A 19160-nucleotide genomic window follows, 5' to 3' on the forward strand; every position below is an offset into this window, starting at 1 on the left:
ATTTAGTTCATTTCATGCAATGAAAATAAAATTGCATTGCATGATTGGATTATTGCATTTCTTTATTATTCAGTTGCTTATATAGTTTGTTTGCTTTTCCCATAAGTTTTTCTGTTCTACTTTTGGATAAGCCTTTGATATGGCTGTGAGAGTCTTCAATTTTCTGCAAGATTTTTGCTTGTGATTTATGGGACTGAACTTTTATTTCATCTTGAAGCATTTTCAACAAGGCAGATATGAAAATTAAATCACTGTTTTCTAATGTTATTTCATGGTCAATTATTGCATTTTTATTGTGTTGAAATTGCATTTTTTCATTTTCAAGTTCTGCAATTTTAGCTTTTAGTTGCTCAATTTGAGATTGTGAAGATTGATAATCCTCTGACTGTTCACTTTCTTGTTCAGGTGTTTCAGGTATTTTAAATTTTTCTCTTAAAGCCTCTACACCGAATAATCTTTGTTTTAGATTGGCAATTTCCTTAGCTTGTTGGTCAATAATTCCGCCAAAATGACTGATTTTTTCTTGTTGTTTACGTATTTCAGGGTCTTTTTTTGACTCTGCTAGAAATATCTTAGACTTATATAATTCTTCATCAGATTTTTGCTTTTGTTCTAACTCTTTAATTCGTTCTTGAGCTTTAGCAAGATCGGCTTTTAGGTGTTCGTTTTCTTGCCATATTTGAGTTTGTTCAAGTGATTGATTTTTTAAAATTGGCTGTGTAATTGAGAGGTTATCATTAAAGCCTTTTACAATAATTTCCTCTTGAATCAGAAATTTTTTAAAATCATCTCTTTTGATGCCACTAATATTAAATTTATCTTGCTCCAACAACCCCGCTGAAATACTTGAATCAATAAAATTTAATGCACCCATCCAATCGGGATACTTTCTCCCTGCCTCATACTCATTTAAATCAGACAATAAGACTGGATTGGTATCTGAAATAATACTTGCAGCATCCCATGAAGATAATAGCGGTTTTTTAAAAAGTAGGGTTTTATAGTCATACTGAGTACCTGAGATGCTTTCAGGTTGTGGCGATTGTTCAGGCTCTCGCATAGTCTGATTAGACTGTTCAAAGCTAAAGTCACTGTCAATTGCTTGTAAGACTTCTAATAATTCAGATTTTTTAAAGGCTAATGTGTCAGAATGGTAAGTCATCGCCCAACCTCTTGCTCATATCTTCTTTAACTGCATTTTGGATAGTCATTGTTTTTTCGGATTCAGGCACATATTTTCTAGGTTCAAAAGCATATGGTCTTGTCATTCTTCCGAATTGCCATCCATTTACTGAATGTTTCTTATAAATATTGGGTTTTGTATCAGCATCACCAATAGCAAGCATTAAAAATTGTGCAGCTTCATCCACACTTCTATTTAATCCAATATGCTTGTGTATGAGGTCTATAGCATCTCGAAGGCTAATATATTCATCATCTTTTTTATCTAAAAAATCAGCGAAACTCATGCTAGTAGTTGATTGTACTGATGGGGTTATTTTTTTTGTTTGCGGTTGGTCTTTTCTTGGTGTTTCTTCCATTAAAAAAGGAGGGGTGACTTCAAGGAAAGAGGTTTCATCAATAAGTTTTAGGTCATCTAAAAATTCACCATCTAATAATTCTATATCTGACTGAGTTTCTAACTCTTGAATATTTAAATAATTAGCATCCCATATAGGAATTAGATTCTGATTTAATTCGATTTGATCATCATCAAGCAAATTTAAAGATTTAATTAGATCTAAATTAAAGAAATGTTGCCTGTACCAGTATGTATTTTCGAGTAGTCCAATATTGCCATTTTCTACGGTAAGCCCCCAATCATCCCAAAACCCTACACTATTTAGTTCATCAAATGTAGTACAATCACGTATTTCAGAAATATTGGTTAAGTATTCAAAAGCCCAGTTTTTACCATATGCCCTAAACATGCCATAGCTAAATTGCTTTCCACTGGTTTCTTTGATTTTGTAATCTGTACCTTTTGTATTACAGACTAATTCGCTAGGAATGTCTTGATTCAATAAATATATTGCTACTTCTTGAAGATTAGAATTGGTCTTTTCTGCTAATAAACTTATTGCTTCTTTTAGTGAAATATATTTGAAGTTTTCATCTTTTTTAATTAAGTTTAATAAACTCACTTATGCCTCCCACAGCATCCCCAAAAAGTCACTAGGTCAACATATTGGGTATATGCTTTCGGATGCCTCCTAGACCTAGCAAACTCAATATAAACGATATTTGGTTATATTTGTGCATCTATTGGAATTGGTGCGACATAGGTTGTCACTTAACTAATTTGGCATATTTGAACTGGATGACATCCTCGCCCAATAGCTGCTTAGTAAAGTCATAGGGGCTAATGTGTTCTTGGAGGTTGGCTTCTAAATAATCGCTCCACCAGTTCAACATTGCTTTCCGTTCTTCTAGGTATTCGGCGGTATGAGTATAAGCAAGTCGAACTTGGTCACGTTCTTGGTGGCTCATTTGCTTTTCTACAGCTTCCTTTTGAAATAGGGTGCTTTGTACCAGTGCAGAACATGCCATTCCTCTAAAGCCATGTCCGCATACATCTTTGTCGGTGTCATAACCAAGACGGCGTAGGGTCTTATTGATTGTGGACTCACTAATAAATCCGTTTGGGTCGCCGTTCTTTGGAAATACATTTTTTGTCATGCCACTGTATTTATGAATTTCCTTTAGCAGGGTGATAGCTTGAGGGGATAGTGGTATCAGGTGGTCAGTTTTCATCTTTGCACCACGATTAGAATATTTTTGCCCTGCAATATGCTCCCTTGTTGCAGGCAGATTCCACACACCCTTTTCTAGGTCGAACTCTGTCCAACGTGCGAAGCGTAGCTCACTAGATCGGACAAAGGTATGCAGTGCAAAGGTTGTGCATAGTTTGGTAAGTGGATAGCCTGTATCGTTAGCTAGTCGCTGCTGTAGCTCAGGCAATTTATTTAAAGCTAGTTGAGGATGATGCTTAGGTGCTTTGGTTGTCACAAAAACATCTTTTAAAAAATAGGCTGGGTTTTCTTCGATTAATCCTTTTGAGATTGCATAGGCAAAGATGCTGTTTAGGCGTTGGCGTGTTTTCTTGACGACTTCGGTATAGCCTTTTTCCTCAATTGAACGGAGAACGGCTGCAAGGTCTTTGGGCTTGATGGTATCAATTGGCTTTGTGCCAATCATCACAAGGACATATTCCTCAAGATTCCTTAATGCTCGATCTGCGGTTTCTGATACCCATCTGCCTGTTTTGCTGTATTCCTTATGCCACTCTCTTGCTATGGCTTCAAAGCTATAGGCATTTTTGAGTTTAGTTTTTTGTATTTCCTCATGCTCGATAGGGTCAACGCCGTTGGCAATCAATTCCTCTAACTCACGGCGTTTGCTTCGGGCTGCCTTGAGTGTCAGTGCAGGGAAGTTCCCCAGTGTCATTAATCCATCTTTGCCATTGGCTCGTTTGTATTTATACCGCCATACCTTAGAACCACTCTTTCGGATGAACAAAATCAGACCTTGACCATCATATAGGGAATAGTCTTTTTCTTGGGGTTTTGCCCCTGTGCATTTTGAGTCTGTCAGTGGTGTGATGTGCTTAGCCATATCGAATAAGGATACAAAAAGTTGATAGAACTCATATATCCTTATTTATATCCTCATTTTTTGCAACTGTATCCTTATTTATTTTGTCATATTTGGTTATGTGATTAGGTTGAAAGCTAATGTTTTCAATGCTTTTCAACCATATTCTTTTATATTTTTGCATTGGGGTGGTGCGGTCTGCGGGACTCGAACCCACGTCGGTCGCTTAGGAGGCAACTGCTCTATCCAGTTAAGCTAAGACCGCAACTCAGGCATTACTCTACCGTAAACTTAAATAAAAAAAAAGTTATTGCTGAGCAATAACTTTTTAAAAATACTCAGAAAATTGAGTTTAGTCATCTTTAAAAATTCTGACTAAACCCATTTTCATCAAGATTTTTTCGCTGCAAGCATTTTATAGAGGACAAACATGAGCACGATCCAGATTGGAATCATGATCACCGACTCTTTAAAGCCCTTCATCCACATAATGTAGAGTACAGCAGCAATAAACCCTAAAACGATGTAGTTCGTGATTGGGTATAAGAATGATGGATATTTGGTTTTAATCCCTTCAGCAATCACCACTTTTTTGAAGTTCAAGTGAGTCAAGGCAATCATCGCCCAGTTCAGTACCAAGGCACCGACCACGATATACATCAAGTGTCCTAAAGCATCTTCAGGAACAAAGTAGTTCAGCAATACGCATGCAAAAATTATCAGTGCAGAGAACAACACCGCAGGAATTGGCGTACCACTTTTATTAACTTTCAAGAACACTTTTGGCGCATTGCCTTGTTCAGCGAGACCAAACAACATACGACTATTGGCATACATACCGCTGTTATACACAGAAAGTGCAGCCGTTAAGATAATGAAGTTTAAAATACTTGCTGCCCAGCCAATACCTAACTGACTGAAAATCATCACGAATGGGCTTTTATCTAAACCATCAAGTTCCAGTTTATCCCAAGGCACAAGCGATAATAAAATCGTCAGTGAACCGACATAGAAAATTAGAACACGGAAAACCACCTGATTAATGGCTTTCGGAATGGTTTTCTCAGGTTGTTCAGCCTCGGCTGCTGCCATCCCGATCAGTTCAATTCCGCCGAAGGCAAACATAATGAAGGCCAGCATATAAAATAAGCCATCAAAACCGTTCGGGAAGAAACCGTCATGTGTCCAAAGGTTAGTAATGGTTGAACCTGAGCTAGGATCAGCCGTGACCAATAGCACGATGCCGAAAATAATCATGGCAATCACAGCCGTGACTTTAATGATCGCCAGCCAAAATTCAGATTCTCCATAGAATTTGACATTACCCAAGTTCACAAGGGTAATCACAATAAAGAAGAACAGAACTGACACCCACGCAGGGATAAATGGCCACCAATAGTTAATATATTTTGCAACCGCCGTCAGTTCGGACATTGCCACCAAAATATATAAAATCCAGTAATTCCAGCCTGTTAAGAAGCCTGGAAAATTCCCCCAATACTTATACGCAAAGTGACTGAACGAACCTGTTGTTGGCTCATGAACAATCATTTCCCCCAATTGACGCATAATTAAAAAAGCAATTAAACCACCAATTGCATAGCCTAAAATAATTGATGGCCCAGCAGATTGGATGACTTGTGCGGAGCCTAGAAACAGACCCGTACCAATTGCACCACCCATTGCAATCAGTTGGATATGTCTGTTCTTTAAGCCACGCTGTAATTTCGATGACTCGTTACTCAAAATCGTATGCTCGGTAATTCACAAGATTTTGTATTGTAATAGATTGCTATAATTTAGCCTAGCGTTAAGCGTGACTCATCGATGTGCGACCTTTGTATTATAACTTTTTGAAAAACATCAAGATTTAATGATTAAAAAATAGTCTATTTATGGCTCAATATGCACATTTTATTAGAGATGTTCAGATATTTTTGAAAAAAATCAACATTCAGGCGATAATGCCTTTTATTTTGAGGTTGATTACATGACCATTCCTGCTTGCCCAAAGTGTCAGTCAGAATATACCTATGCTGATGGTGATTTATTGATCTGTCCAGAATGTTCTTATGAATGGAAAGAAGGTGAAGCAGCGACTGAAAGCAGCGCACAGATTGTAGATGCACATGGTCAACCCTTACAAGATGGTGACAGCGTTACAGTCATCAAAGATTTAAAAGTTAAAGGTTCCTCTTCAGTCGTTAAAGTCGGTACAAAAGTTAAAAATATTCGCTTACTTGCCGATGCCACTGATGGTCACAATATTGACTGTAAAATCACAGGGATTGGCGCCATGAAACTTAAATCAGAATTCGTCAAAAAAGCGTAATTTCCATATGTCCGAGGCAGATGTGTCAACACTCGCATCCATATCCGCAGACGTTTTAAAATCTGCACAGCAACAAATTCAGCAAGACCTCACTTTAGCGCTGGATGCTTTTGCATTGCCAGAACCTTTAAAAGGGGCGGTCTATCATGCCGTCATGCTGGGCGGTAAGCGAGTGCGCCCTGCACTGTGTTATGCCACAGCCGCTTTACAGACTCAGGCACCATCGGCGGCAGTTCGCCGCGCCGCAGTTGCAGTGGAACTAATTCACTGCTATTCATTGGCACATGATGATTTACCGTGTATGGACAATGACTCATTGCGCCGTGGACAGCCCACTTGTCATGTCGCTTTTGGGGAAAATACGGCTTTGCTGGCGGGTGATGTGTTGCAATCGATGGCGTATGAAGTACTCGGTAGCCGTTTATTCGATACAGGTGTCGTGATTGAGCCAAGTATTGTTTTAAAACAAATGCAGATTTTGGCGATGGCGAGTTCCAAAATGGTCAGTGGTCAAGTCCTTGATTTACAAGCTGAAGGAAAGCAAGTAGATCAGGAAGCACTGGAAAATATTCACCGCAACAAAACAGGTGCTCTGATTCAGGCGGCAATCATGATGGCAGCGGTGACTATTTTTAAAGGTACAGATTTAGCCATTCCTCAATTGCGTCAGTTTGGTCAGGCGATTGGTCTGGCCTTTCAAGTGCAAGATGATATTTTGGATATTACAGCCGATACTGAAGTCTTAGGTAAGACGGCAGGGAAAGATCTTGAAGTTGAGAAATCGACGTATCCTGCACTGTTGGGCTTAGATGCTGCACAAGCCTATGCACAGCAACTGCATGATCAAGCGCTACAAGCCTTAAGCCATTTTGGTGAAGATGCACAGCAACTCCATGCAATTACCCAGTTTTTACTGGCAAGAGCACATTAAAAAGCGGCATTCGCCGCTTTTTTATTTTCTGAGAGATTATTTTAAGTCACGTCCCATAATCCCACGAATGGTATTCAACACATCGGCAGGCAGAACCACAGTTTTAGCATTGTTGGATTTCGACATATCCTGCATGGCTTTAATGTACTGTTCACCCAACAAATAAGACACTGGAATTTCTTGATCACCTACAGCAGAGCTGACCATGGCAATGGCTTTTTGTGAAGCTTCAGCCAAGACCACCTGAGCTTCTGCATCACGACGTGATGCTTCTAAACGACCATCCGCTTCCAAAATCGCAGCTTGTTTTTCACCATCTGCTTTGGTGACTGTTGCACGACGTTGGCGTTCCGCTGCTGCTTGGGCTTCCATTGCCGCCTGCATGGTTGAAGACGGTTGAATATCTTGAATCTCAACGGTTTTTAAGGTAATTCCCCAATCTGCAATATCATCGGAAATCGCAGCTTTCAGTTTGGCTTTAATGTGGTCACGTGACGACAAGGCATCATCAAGATCCATTTCACCAACAATCGAACGTAATGAGGTTTGAACTAGGTTTTGAATGGCAATATTAAAATTTTCAATCCCATACACCGCTTTTTCTGGGGTAGTGAGGTTGATGTATGCCACTGCATTCATCAGCAATACTGCATTGTCGCGGCTAATTACTTCTTGGGAAGGAATGTCCAAGACAATATCTTTAGTGGTCACTTTGTATGCAATATCATCAATATAAGGAATGATGATACTTAAACCCGGCCCAAGGGTCGTATGGTATTTTCCCAAACGCTGCACAATCCACTTGTTACCTTGCGGTACAATTCTGACACCTTTAAAAATTGTCACTGCAACAAAAGCTAACAGTGCTAAACCAATAATGCTTGCGCTCATATTTTTATTTTCCTTGTTGTGATGAGTAGGCGTCAACCAAAAGATCATTGCCTAAAATATCAGTCACAATGACACGGTCACCCACTTGTAAATGAGAGGAAGTGCTACGGCATAACCATTCATCTGTTCCCAATACAGGGAGAGAAAAGCGAACTTTGATTTGTTCATGATTCAAATCAGTCTGAATGACCATGCCAATTTGCCCAATTGTCGCTTCACGTGGTAGACCTGCTTTAGTTTTATCAATTGATAATGGCTTGATAAATTTAAACCAAAGAATCGTGCATAAAATAGATAAAACAGTCCACGTCACAATTTGTGTGGCAAAGCCCATCCAAGGGAAAAGCCAATATAAAATACTGACCATAATTGCTGCGATACCAAACCAAATGGCGGCAAAAGTAGGCACGACCAGTTCTATCAGCATTAAAGCAACGCCTAAAACAATCCAGTGCCAAGGCTCTAATACAATATGCATAAGTCGTCTCTATTTATTGGTTTTATTTGCAAAAACTGCATCATCCACTAATGTAGCAGATGATGCAGCTAAAGAATATGTTTATTGAATGTTTTTAAAAACGTGCACGAGGTGCAGGGCGTAGTGCAGCAGGAGATTTTTTGAAGTTGGCAATCGCAGCTTCGATCGCTGGCATTTTACGCTGAGCGGCTTGTTCACCCTCTAAAATGGCATTTTGACTTGAGCTTAAATCGAGCACACCTAAATTCCCAACTTTGGGTTGAATCACCACAGTCGCTTGTTGTAATTCTTGGTTAATACTTTGCTGTCCCATAATATTGATGGTTTGATCCAGTAAACCCAGCATGTTTCCTGCGCCTGTTTTTGTTGGACGGGCAGAAATATCAACGGCAATCACAATATCTGCCCCCATACTTTTCGCTGTACCAACAGGAATTGGACTGACAAGTCCGCCATCGACATATTTTACACCTGCAATCGTTGCAGGAACAAAGACATTGGGAATACTGCAAGATGCGCGAACAGCTTGTCCTGCATTACCACGAATAAATTCAGTTTTTTTACCGTTGTCTAGGCGAGTGGCAACAGCTGCAAAACGTATTGGAAATTGCTGAATTTGCTTATTGCCAACATTGGCATTGACATAATCTTGGAGTTTTTGCCCAAGTACGATGCCCTGACGGTTAAAAGTGAGATCACGTAAGTCTGACTCTTTGAGTTGCATGGCAAGTTGTTGCAACTGATATGGCGTTTTACCACTAGCATAAATACTGCCGACAAAACTTCCTGCACTGGTTCCCGTAACAATCTTGGGTTTAATCCCATGCGATTCAAGAACTTTAATCACCCCAATATGTGCAAAACCTTTGGCACCACCACCGCCTAAGGCAAGGGCAATCACAGGTTCACGAGGTTTAATGGTTGGAATGAGCGTTTTTTTTGAACCTGTTGTATCACATCCCAACAGCCCTGCGCCCAATAAGGCAATACAAGACCAACGTGTTATTTTAAGTATCATATTAACGGTATTATATGCATGAAAAATGGGAGCGCATATCTCAGCAAAAAAAACAAATATTAACCAGTATTTTTACAAAAGTTTGCGTAAATGGGGAGAAGAGCCATTTCTTGGCTTCACTTTTTTCTAAATTTAAATGATGGTGTGTTGAGGATGTATTAAAAAATGCTGTCTACGGTCTGAGTGTAAATGTGCCTCTTAGTCATCGCCACAGCAAACGTCTCATTTCATATGATGCTTCAATGCGATTTTAACCATGAAGCATTTTAAACTGTTTAATATATTACAAATAGATAGATCATCACTGAGCTGTTTAGGATCGCATGGACAATAAAATACCCAACATTTATTTGCTTTTATTTACATTGTATTGGGCGCAGGGCTTACCTGTCGGCTTTATGACACATGCTTTACCTGTGTTGTTACGTGCAGAAGGGGTGTCATTGGCAAAAATTGGTGGATTCGGTTTGTTGATGTTGCCTTGGGCACTTAAAGCATTGTGGGCGCCATGGATTGACCAAAGACATCGCTTTCGATTTTGGATTTTATGGACTCAATTTTTTAGTATTATTCTTTTAATTATTCTTGCAAATTTATCTATTTCAAATTTACAACAATTCACTCAGCTCTACGTATTTTTTATTGTGTTGTTTTTGCTCAATAGTGCAGGTGCAACCCAAGATATTGCGACAGATGGTCTCGCGGTTCATCTTCTTCATAAACACCAACAGCATTGGGGAAATGCTTTACAGGTCATTGGCTCTCGGCTCGGTTTTATTGTGGGAGGCGGAGCAATGTTGTGGGCTGTGGGGATTTGGGGGTGGCATAATAGTTTTTTGGGTTTGGCTGTATTGATTGTACTCAATACAATTCCGATTCTCTTTTATCGACAGCATTCAGCATCATTCAATCATTTGAAAAGTAATACGATAAGCCAACGAAGTTGGCGAATCTATTTTGATTATTTTATTAAACAAAAACAACAATTAATGTGGTTGTTGGTTTTGTTGAGTTTTAAAATTGCGGATGGTTTACTGGGGCCTATGTCAAAAACCATGATGGTTGATCTAGGCTTATCTTTATCACAAATTGGGCTTTTTATCTCAATACTTGGTGCGGTTGCTGCCCTGATAGGCGCTTGTGTCGCGGCTGGTATGTTGCGTTTTCTTAGAAGAGATCAGGCATTGATTTGGCTGAGTAGTATGAAATTATTAAGCTTATTGGGTATGGTTTGGCTTGCCATTGAGTTGCAGTCACAGCATGTTGTTTCGCATTTTCTTATTTATCTATTACATGCTTTTGAAGAGTTTTGCTCCGCCATGTTACTGGTGGTTATATTTACATTAATTATGCAGTATTGCCGTATGGAATATGCTGCAACTGATTTTACTTTACAAGTTTCTGTTATGGCATTGATGAATGGGTTTTTTTATTTTTTAGGTGGAATTGTCACACAATATATAGGCTATAGCAAAATGAGTGGTTGTGTAGTTTTAATTGGTTTTATAAGTTTATATCTTATTTTTAAGTGGAAAAATGGATATATGAAATGAGAATCATGTTTGAAAACTAGACGAAAATTATAAAAAAGTAATTTTTTTCGTAATTGATCTTGGAAAAAAGTGAATTTAACGTTATTTTTTTGTGAGATTCTACGACTTAAGCTGTATAGAAATATATGGAATAAGTAACGAAGATTAAATTTCTTAAGGGATTGTCATAATTTTGTTACCTTAGTTTGGAATAGTAGCGATACTTTCAAAACAACAAGTTTTTATTGGAATGGAGAATACTGTGGTCAAGGTAAAAACATTAGCACTTTCAGTGGGTGCAGCTTTAGCTTGGGGAACACTTGGTTCAGCACATGCTGCAACAACAACACAACAAGTTGCAGATTTGAAAGCGCAAGTTGCTGAACTGCAACAAATGGTGCAACAGCTTTCTAGCCAACAACAATCACAAGCAGTGCAATTGCAACAACAAGCAGAAATTGCAGCAGCAAAACCAGCTCCAGTTGTAGCGCCAGTGGCAGCGAGCACAAAACCAGGTTGGATCACACTACCAGACGGTCAAACTCAGCTTAAAATTTATGGTAGCGTTCGTGTAGATGCAGCGTATGACTTTGATGGTACTAATTCAAGTACAACCTATGCAAATAAAACAGGTTCTGTACCTTTAAATAAAGCAAATGCAACTAAAGGCGCATTAAATACTACAGCAGCAACTTCACGTATTGGTTTAGACATTGTACGTCCAACTGAATATGGTGATTTAACTGGTAAAATTGAAGCAGATTTTGCGGGTTCAAGCGATAATAACAGCAATGGTTCATTCCGTGTCCGTCATGCGTATTTATCTTTAGGGAAATGGTTAGTGGGTCAAACGACTTCTCCATTTGTAAATACTGATACAGCACCTGATCTAATTGACTTTACAGGCCCAATGGGGACAGGGACTCAACGTAACGTTCAGGTACGTTACACACAACCTGTAACAACAAACCAAAAATTACTTCTTGCATTAGAAAGTGGTCAAATCACTGAAGAAGATAATACTTCAACAGGTGGTAAACGTTTACCTGCGGTTACTGCTCGTTACGATTTAGCAACTGCTGATAAGAAAGGTTTATTACAACTCCATGCTTTGGCACATGAAAATCGTGTATCTTCGAATGATAATAACGATGAAGAAAAATGGGGTTGGGGTGTAGGTGTTGGTGGTAAGTATCAACTTACTTCACAGGATGCAATTATGGCTAACTATTATCATGTAAAAGGTGATAGTAAGTACATGCTGTATTCTGGACAAGGTAATTCAGCTTACGCTACAACGCTTTCAAATGGTGATTACAATATCTATTTAAGTGAGTTTGATACTGCACAAGTGGGTTACCAACGTAAGTGGAATTCACAATGGCGTTCAACTTTCTCTGTAGCAGGTATGAAGTTTAAAGATGATAATGCATATGCACGCGCAAACCAGTCTAATAACAAGACTTTATACAATGCGATTGCAAACATTATTTGGTCACCTGTTAAAAATCTAGATTTAGGTGCTGAATACACCAATGGTCAACGTAAAACTTTTGCGGGTGATAAAGGTGACATCAATCGCGTAAACTTGATGGCAAAATATAGCTTCTAATTCTTTTTCTAGAATTTTAAGTTAAAACCGCAGTCAATTGACTGCGGTTTTTTTATGCCTATTTCATTCTAAATAGATTGATTGATCAATAATATTTTTAATTTGATAATATATTAGAAAAATATCTGAAGCTTTTTTTAGCATTTAAATCATAACTAAAGAAATAGCTAAAAAACCGCCATGACGTCTATAAGTTATTGTTTAAGTGTTTTTTAAGTTAGTCCTTATACATTGCAAGTTCCTTGCGGAAGAATAAATATGTTGAAAATTTTTAGTCAGGTTAAGACTCGACTTAAACCAATCAGCCTGAGTCGCTTCAATTTTATTATTGCGGCATGGTTAGCGCTTGCGCTCAATTTTACCTTTTATCAGCAATCTTTACATTATGCTGATTTAACAGGGGCACACAGTGCAATTTTTGCAATTGGATTGGGTTTAGTTTTAACACTATATTATTTCATTTTTATGCAGATTTTATCTTGGCAGTGGAATAAAAAATGGATTGCCTGTCTTTTGCTGTTTATTGGGGGATGCAGCGCATATTTTGTGAATAGTATGGGGATTATGATTACTCCAGAACAGATTCAAAATATGATGCAAACCGATCATACCGAAGCATTAAATTTGCTCTCTTGGCAATATTTAGTGTGGTTTGTGCTGATGGTCGTTTTACCGATTGGCGTTGTAATCATTTTGCCTGTCAAAAAAGATACTTTATTGCCACTACTGGGTAAAAAGTTCGGGAGTATTATTGTCGCTGTTGCATTGGCAGGTGGTGCAGTTTACTTAAATTATATTAATTTTAGTTCATTATTTCGTGGGCATCGTGAGGTGAAAAACCTGATTTCACCCAATAATGTGTTTAGCTCAGGACTAAGTTATTATAAAAAGTTATCCTATAAACCTTTGCCTTTGCTGCAATATGGTTTGGATGCTCGGCATAATACAGCAGCCACTGTAAATCAGAAGCCTAAATTAATGGTTTTGGTGGTTGGTGAAACAGCGCGCGCTGAAAGTTTCTCATTAAATGGTTATGGCAAAAATACCAATCCTGAATTGGCAAAAGTCACAGGATTAATTAATTTTACCCAAGCCAGTTCTTGTGGCACAGCAACAGCAGTTTCAGTTCCATGTATGTTCTCAGGTATGCCACGGACAGAATATGATGAACGTTTGGCATCGCATCGAGAAGGCTTACTGGATATTGCCAAACGTGCAGGTTATCAGATTACATGGATCGAAAATGATTCGGGTTGTAAAGGGGTTTGTAATCGCGTCAATAATTTCGTAATTCCTGATGATATTAAGAAAAAATATTGTGAAAATCGTGATTACTGTTTAGATGGGGTATTACTTGAAAGTTTACAACGTTATTTAGAGCAGATTCCTGCAACTGATCACAGACCACAATTGGTGGTGTTGCATCAAATTGGCAGTCATGGCCCTGCATACTATCAACGGACAACACCTGAGTTTGCACCTTTTCAGCCAATTTGTGATACCACTGCGATTCAGAGCTGTGAACGAAGCAAATTGATCAACAGTTATGATAATAGTATCGTATATACAGATCATATCTTAAGCAAAATTATTGGCGTATTAGCCCAAAATGATAAATATCAAACGGGTTTTTGGTACTTATCGGATCATGGAGAGTCAACAGGGGAAAATGGTTTGTATTTGCATGGTGCACCTTATGCATTAGCACCATCACAACAAACACATATTCCAATGATGATGTGGTTTTCTCCCGAATGGCAACGTTCACGCCCACAACAAGTGGCTTGTCTGATGCAACAGCGGCAAGCCAAACGAGGGCAGGACAACTTATTCCCAACTTTGCTGGGGTTGCTCGATGTTGAAAGTCAAACCATTCAACCTAAACTAAATATGTTGGCACAGTGTGCCAACCCATAAATTGTCAATAGAGTGCATCGCATGTCCAAGATCTTAATTATTGAAGATGACTTCATGATTGCAGAGTCCACCATCACCTTATTGAAATATCATGGTTTTGATGTTGAGTGGGTCAATAATGGTGTTGATGGTCTGACAGAATTATCTAAGCAAACTTTTGATATTGTGTTGCTTGATCTTGGCTTGCCGATGATGGATGGTATGCAGGTTCTCAAGCAGATTCGTCAACGTACCCAAATTCCTGTATTGATTATTTCAGCACGAGATCAGCTTGAAAACCGTGTTGATGGTCTCAATCAGGGTGCTGATGATTATTTGGTCAAACCTTATGAATTTGAGGAGTTATTTGCGCGTATTCAGGCGCTTCTACGCCGTGCAGGTGTGGGAATTAAAGCACCAAGTAATGACAAAGTATTGCGTAATGGCGATTTGATTTTAGATATTGAACAGCATATTGCCAAATTTAAGGGACAAACAATTGAACTGTCCAACCGTGAATGGGCAATTTTGACTCCGTTGATGTCGCATCCCAATAAGATTTTTTCTAAGTCAAATTTGGAAGACAAGCTATATGATTTTGATAGTGAAGTGTCGAGTAATACGATTGAAGTATATATTCACCACTTGCGTGCCAAATTAGGTAAAGATTTTATCCGAACGATTCGTGGTTTAGGCTATCGTTTAGGGCATAACTGAGTTAGATAAGATGCAAAAACGTAAGTCATTAGGCTCAAAACTGGTTGTATTGACGTCACTCTTGAGTCTGGTGATGGCGTGTATTTTGATGTTTTCGACTTACCATATTGCCTTGAAAGAACTGACCCGCATTCTCGATACCCAAATGCAATTTTTGGCAACCCGAGCGACTACATTCAACTTAAAAAGTACCCATAGCAGTTTTAATCTTGATCATGAATATGAGCGTCAGGAACTGTTTATGGATATTTGGTCATATGATGATATTAATCAATTAAAAACCAATGATTTGCTTGTCCCTCGGGTAAATAAGGCAGGTTTTTATCAGCATGAAACAGACAATGGTACATGGTACACCTATGTGTTACCTACAGCCAAGTTTCAGATCCAAGTCAGCCAGCATGAGCGAACACGTCAGGTTTTGGCTTTAGAGCTAGCAGGAAGTATGGTATTGCCTTACATTTTGATTATGCCTTTTGTGCTGTTTATTATTTTTTGGATTATTCGAGGGAGTTTAAAACCATTAGATGATTTAAAAAATGAACTGGCTCAGCGTGATTCAAATGAGTTAAGTCATATTCAAGAAGAGCAATATCCTATTGAGTTGTTGCCTGCAGTGAATGAAATCAACTATTTATTTGATCGAATTTCTAAAACTCAGCAAGAGCAGAAGCAGTTTATAGCCGATGCCGCACATGAGTTGCGTACTCCAATTACGGCATTGAATTTACAAACTAAAATTCTCTTGCGCGATTTTCCTGAAAATACAGCGCTCATCAATCTCAGTAAAGGTTTGGCTCGAATTCAACATTTAGTGAGTCAGTTACTGGCATTGGCGAAGCAGGATGCCTCGGTCAATAGCATGGAAATGTCCAAAAAATTTCGTCTGAATGATGTAGCACTGAACTGTGTTGAACAGCTCATGAATTTAGCGATGGAGAAAGAAATTGACTTGGGATTTGAACGTAATGATCAGGTTATTCTACAAAGTTATGAACCGACTGTTCATTCGATTGTTTATAACTTAATTGATAATGCGATTAAATATACACCTGCCGAAGGTGTTATCAATATTTCGGTTTATGCTGATTCACAACAGCAAAAAGCCTATGTGTGTATTGAAGACAGTGGCCCAGGAATTCCTCAAGAGCAGTATGAACAGGTACTCAAGCGTTTTTATCGCGTCCATCACCATTTAGAAGTTGGAAGCGGTTTGGGCTTGTCGATTGTACAAAAGGCAATTCAACATGTGGGTGGTACACTGCGCTTCGACCGTAGTTTGGAGTTAGGTGGTTTACAAGTACTGGTGGAGTTGCCGACACATTTGGCTGCAAATGACTAATCTTCAGTTTTGAGATTGCTTAAGAAAATTAGAAAAACCTTCATACGTTTACCATCATTGCCTGTTTTCTCAACACCAACACGATTGAGCCAAGCAAAGCGATGTCCTACTTTGTGAAGTTGAAATAAAATATCTTGTCGGTCTTTCAATTCATGTTTGATCAGTTGTTCAATGCTTGGGCGTTCCTGATCATTAAAACGAAATGCTGTAGAAAATAATAAACAAAGCCAGTCACGCGCCTGACAGGTTTCTAAGTCTAAAGTTTGATGAGGGTCAGTTTCAAAATCGATAAATGAAATATTCTGCTGGCTATCGACTAAAATATTACGTGCAAATGCTTCACTTAAATAGCAATTTTTCGCATGAATTTTCTTTAGTGCATGAACTGCTGTTTCAAAAAGTTGTTTACGTTTGCTGAAATCTGGTTCACGTGCCAAAGCGTGGTCGAGTTGCATGAGTTGCTGGTCATGATTGGCAATATCTTGAATCAGTAAACCCGTATCAGATTCTGCTAGCACTTTTGGCACAGAAACCCCAATTTTTTCGAGCTGGCGAATACGTTGAGCTTCACATCGAATAGCATCTGAACCACCATAGTTAGGTACGGGTGCTAGAATCTGCATATTAAGGAGTTTAGAGAACCATTGTAATGGCAGATATAACCACCAAGGATGCCGTTTTGATGCTTTTTTAAGCCATACTTTTAAGCCATCAATCACATACGGTTGAATAGAGCGGCTTTGGTTAGAAACCGTATGTTCTAAAAAATCTTGATATTTGGGCATGCAAACAACGACACCTAATTTAGGCAGTAAACAAAACAAATCGGATTGAAAATGTATCTCAGTTTGCAAAATAAGTATAGGACTATCACCAAAATATTCGGAGGTAGTCCTGAATTTAGCATTCACATTGTTGAGGTAATTTTTGAAATTTAAAACTTATTTTCTTCAGCATTTGCTGAAATTTTATGAATAGATAAGTCAGCACCGCGATATTCTTCTTCTTGGGTTAAGCGAATTCCCATAGTGATTTTGAGCAAGCCATAAACACCGAATCCGCCTGCAAGAGCAATCACGATTGCTAGGAGTGTACCAATGATTTGTGCAACGAAAGACACACCACCTAAACCACCTAATGCTGTTTGCCCAAAAATACCCGCAGCAATGCCACCCAATGCACCACATACACCGTGCATTGGCCATACGCCTAAAACATCATCGACCTTGAGTTTATTTTGGGTATATGTAAACAGTTTGACAAATACGATACCTGCAATACCACCAATCACTAAAGCGCCAATTGGGTGAACAATATCTGAGCCTGCGCAGATCGCAACTAAGCCTGCAAGTGGGCCATTGTGCAAGAAACCAGGGTCATCTTTGCCCATATAATTGGCTGTAATGGTACCACCCACCATTGCCATCAGTGAGTTGATGGCAACCAGTCCTGAGATTGCATCTAAACGCTGCGCACTCATCACGTTAAAACCGAACCAGCCCACCATGAGAATCCATGAACCAAGCGCTAAGAATGGAATAGATGACGGTGGGTGAGCTGCCACAGCGCCATCTTTACGATAACGCCCATAGCGTGCACCCAGCAAAATGACCGCAGCAAATGCAATCCAACCGCCCATTGCATGGACAACGACTGAGCCTGCGAAGTCATGAAAGCTTGCGCCAAAGGTTTGCTGTAACCAGTTTTGGAAACCGAAATTCCCATTCCAAATCAGTCCTTCAAAGAAAGGATAAACCAATCCGACCAGCAATAGGGTTGCGATGGCTTGAGTTCGCATTTTGGCACGCTCTGCGATACCGCCAGAAATAATTGCGGGGATAGCAGCAGCAAAAGTGAGCAGGAAAAAACAACGCATCAGGTTATAGCCATGTTGTTCAGCTAAAACACTGCCCGTATGGAAAAAGTGCTGACCATAAGCAATATAATAACCCACAAAAAAGTAAGCAATCGCAGAAATAGCAAAATCCGATAGAATTTTACTCAATGCATTGACCTGATTTTTATGTCGAACTGTACCAAGTTCTAAAAATGCAAAGCCAGCATGCATGGCTAGAACCAGAACTGCACCGAGCAATAAGAATAAAATATCGAAATTTTGCATTATGGTCGCTTAAAAATAGTGCTAATTTGGAAATATGCACAAGTATAGCGATGCTGATTGCACCAATATAGAAATCATTTGATGGAAATTTTAATCATGAAAATCTAAAAATACATAAGACTCGATATAAGGCATTTTATGCACTAAAACGGAAAAATGGCACAAAAATAGTGCTTAATGATTGGATGTGACCATGATCTTTATGGGTTCATGAAATGCATTTGGCAGGCATAATAAAGTTTTCAAGTTCATCGTATTTCTTTAAACAAGAGGGAAAAATGTCCAATTTGCAAGATCCTCGTGTATTTTTAGCTTTGGAGCGCACCTTACTGGCATGGAATCGTAGTAGTTTGGGGCTTATTGCTTTTGGATTTCTTTTAGAACGCTCAACCGTACTTGCACATTTCCTTGATCCTCAAAACTATGCACTTAAAACGCTGATCAGCAAAATTTTTGCAGTCATTATTATTCTATGTGGTATGAGTTTGAGTCTGTGGTCAGCACAGCAGTATAAAACTGCACTAAAGTCACTCAATCCTGTGGAGCTAATCGAAGGTTATCGAACTGACTTGCCGATGATGCTGACAATTTTTAATGTTTTATGTGGCATTTTTCTCATCATTATTTTTTTGATTTAACAAATGATTGAATTATTTGATGTTTAGAACAACATAAAGAATGTGGGAATCAATGAA

The 19160-nt window shown here is 38.9% G+C and carries 17 protein-coding genes and 1 tRNA gene; 8 read left to right on the forward strand and 10 right to left on the reverse strand.

Features of this window, described 5'->3' with window-relative positions:
• Nucleotides 1-49 precede the first annotated feature (49 nt).
• From LVY74_RS12340 to LVY74_RS12360, 5 genes are all read right to left on the reverse strand, one after another.
• On the reverse strand, nt 50-1162 hold the full coding sequence (locus LVY74_RS12340; RefSeq protein WP_237815314.1) for a hypothetical protein: 1113 nt from the start codon (nt 1160-1162) through the stop codon (nt 50-52).
• Nucleotides 1146-2144 carry a hypothetical protein gene (locus LVY74_RS12345; protein ID WP_237815315.1) on the reverse strand — a complete coding sequence of 333 codons (999 nt, stop codon included), beginning with the start codon at nt 2142-2144 and terminating at the stop codon, nt 1146-1148. The genes LVY74_RS12340 and LVY74_RS12345 overlap by 17 nt, the downstream gene beginning before the upstream one ends.
• A gap of 145 nt (nt 2145-2289) precedes the next feature.
• Entirely contained in the window at nt 2290-3615 is a 1326-nt protein-coding gene (locus LVY74_RS12350; RefSeq protein ID WP_237815316.1) for a tyrosine-type recombinase/integrase, read from the reverse strand.
• Between the two features lie 168 nt (nt 3616-3783).
• Nucleotides 3784-3859 (reverse strand) — tRNA-Arg (locus LVY74_RS12355).
• A 125-nt stretch (nt 3860-3984) separates the two neighbouring features.
• Nucleotides 3985-5340, reverse strand: coding sequence for an amino acid permease (locus LVY74_RS12360; RefSeq protein WP_237815317.1), 1356 nt, complete (start codon nt 5338-5340; stop codon nt 3985-3987).
• A gap of 244 nt (nt 5341-5584) precedes the next feature.
• Here LVY74_RS12360 and LVY74_RS12365 point away from each other — a divergent pair, with 244 nt between their 5' ends.
• The gene (locus LVY74_RS12365; protein ID WP_111894820.1) at nt 5585-5926 is read left to right on the forward strand and encodes a zinc ribbon domain-containing protein YjdM; all 342 of its coding nucleotides are present in this window, start codon (nt 5585-5587) and stop codon (nt 5924-5926) included.
• A 7-nt stretch (nt 5927-5933) separates the two neighbouring features.
• Nucleotides 5934-6857: a polyprenyl synthetase family protein gene (locus LVY74_RS12370; protein ID WP_269091370.1), complete on the forward strand. Its 924-nt coding sequence runs from the start codon at nt 5934-5936 to the stop codon at nt 6855-6857.
• A 36-nt stretch (nt 6858-6893) separates the two neighbouring features.
• Here the strand turns inward: LVY74_RS12370 and LVY74_RS12375 are convergent, their stop codons facing one another.
• The 3 genes from LVY74_RS12375 to LVY74_RS12385 form a co-directional block, all read right to left on the reverse strand.
• Nucleotides 6894-7748, reverse strand: coding sequence for an SPFH domain-containing protein (locus tag LVY74_RS12375; protein ID WP_151710619.1), 855 nt, complete (start codon nt 7746-7748; stop codon nt 6894-6896).
• 4 nt (nt 7749-7752) lie between these two features.
• Entirely contained in the window at nt 7753-8226 is a 474-nt protein-coding gene (locus LVY74_RS12380; protein ID WP_237815319.1) for an NfeD family protein, read from the reverse strand.
• A 94-nt stretch (nt 8227-8320) separates the two neighbouring features.
• Nucleotides 8321-9244, reverse strand: a complete 924-nt coding sequence (locus LVY74_RS12385; protein WP_237815320.1) for a patatin-like phospholipase family protein — start codon at nt 9242-9244, stop codon at nt 8321-8323.
• A gap of 323 nt (nt 9245-9567) precedes the next feature.
• Between LVY74_RS12385 and LVY74_RS12390 the strand changes: the two genes are divergently transcribed.
• From LVY74_RS12390 to LVY74_RS12410, 5 genes are all read left to right on the forward strand, one after another.
• Entirely contained in the window at nt 9568-10797 is a 1230-nt protein-coding gene (locus LVY74_RS12390) for an MFS transporter (protein WP_237815321.1), read from the forward strand.
• A 241-nt stretch (nt 10798-11038) separates the two neighbouring features.
• Complete coding sequence (locus LVY74_RS12395) at nt 11039-12388, forward strand: DcaP family trimeric outer membrane transporter (protein ID WP_237815322.1); 1350 nt, start codon at nt 11039-11041, stop codon at nt 12386-12388.
• Between the two features lie 258 nt (nt 12389-12646).
• Nucleotides 12647-14305: a phosphoethanolamine transferase gene (locus LVY74_RS12400; protein WP_237815323.1), complete on the forward strand. Its 1659-nt coding sequence runs from the start codon at nt 12647-12649 to the stop codon at nt 14303-14305.
• 21 nt (nt 14306-14326) lie between these two features.
• On the forward strand, nt 14327-15001 hold the full coding sequence (locus LVY74_RS12405) for a response regulator transcription factor (RefSeq protein WP_237815324.1): 675 nt from the start codon (nt 14327-14329) through the stop codon (nt 14999-15001).
• 10 nt (nt 15002-15011) lie between these two features.
• Nucleotides 15012-16343: an ATP-binding protein gene (locus LVY74_RS12410; RefSeq protein ID WP_237815325.1), complete on the forward strand. Its 1332-nt coding sequence runs from the start codon at nt 15012-15014 to the stop codon at nt 16341-16343.
• Here LVY74_RS12410 and LVY74_RS12415 read toward each other — a convergent pair.
• Nucleotides 16340-17128 (reverse strand): lipopolysaccharide kinase InaA family protein, encoded by a 789-nt coding sequence (locus tag LVY74_RS12415; protein ID WP_237815326.1) that lies wholly within the window; start codon nt 17126-17128, stop codon nt 16340-16342. The genes LVY74_RS12410 and LVY74_RS12415 overlap by 4 nt on opposite strands.
• A 149-nt stretch (nt 17129-17277) precedes the next feature.
• Nucleotides 17278-18465 (reverse strand): ammonium transporter, encoded by a 1188-nt coding sequence (locus tag LVY74_RS12420; RefSeq protein ID WP_237815327.1) that lies wholly within the window; start codon nt 18463-18465, stop codon nt 17278-17280.
• Nucleotides 18466-18743: 278 nt separating this feature from the next.
• Between LVY74_RS12420 and LVY74_RS12425 the strand changes: the two genes are divergently transcribed.
• Nucleotides 18744-19103: a YidH family protein gene (locus tag LVY74_RS12425; protein WP_151710610.1), complete on the forward strand. Its 360-nt coding sequence runs from the start codon at nt 18744-18746 to the stop codon at nt 19101-19103.
• Nucleotides 19104-19160 lie beyond the last annotated feature (57 nt).

The organism is Acinetobacter sp. ME22 (assembly GCF_022012315.1).
GTDB lineage: Bacteria > Pseudomonadota > Gammaproteobacteria > Pseudomonadales > Moraxellaceae > Acinetobacter > Acinetobacter brisouii_A.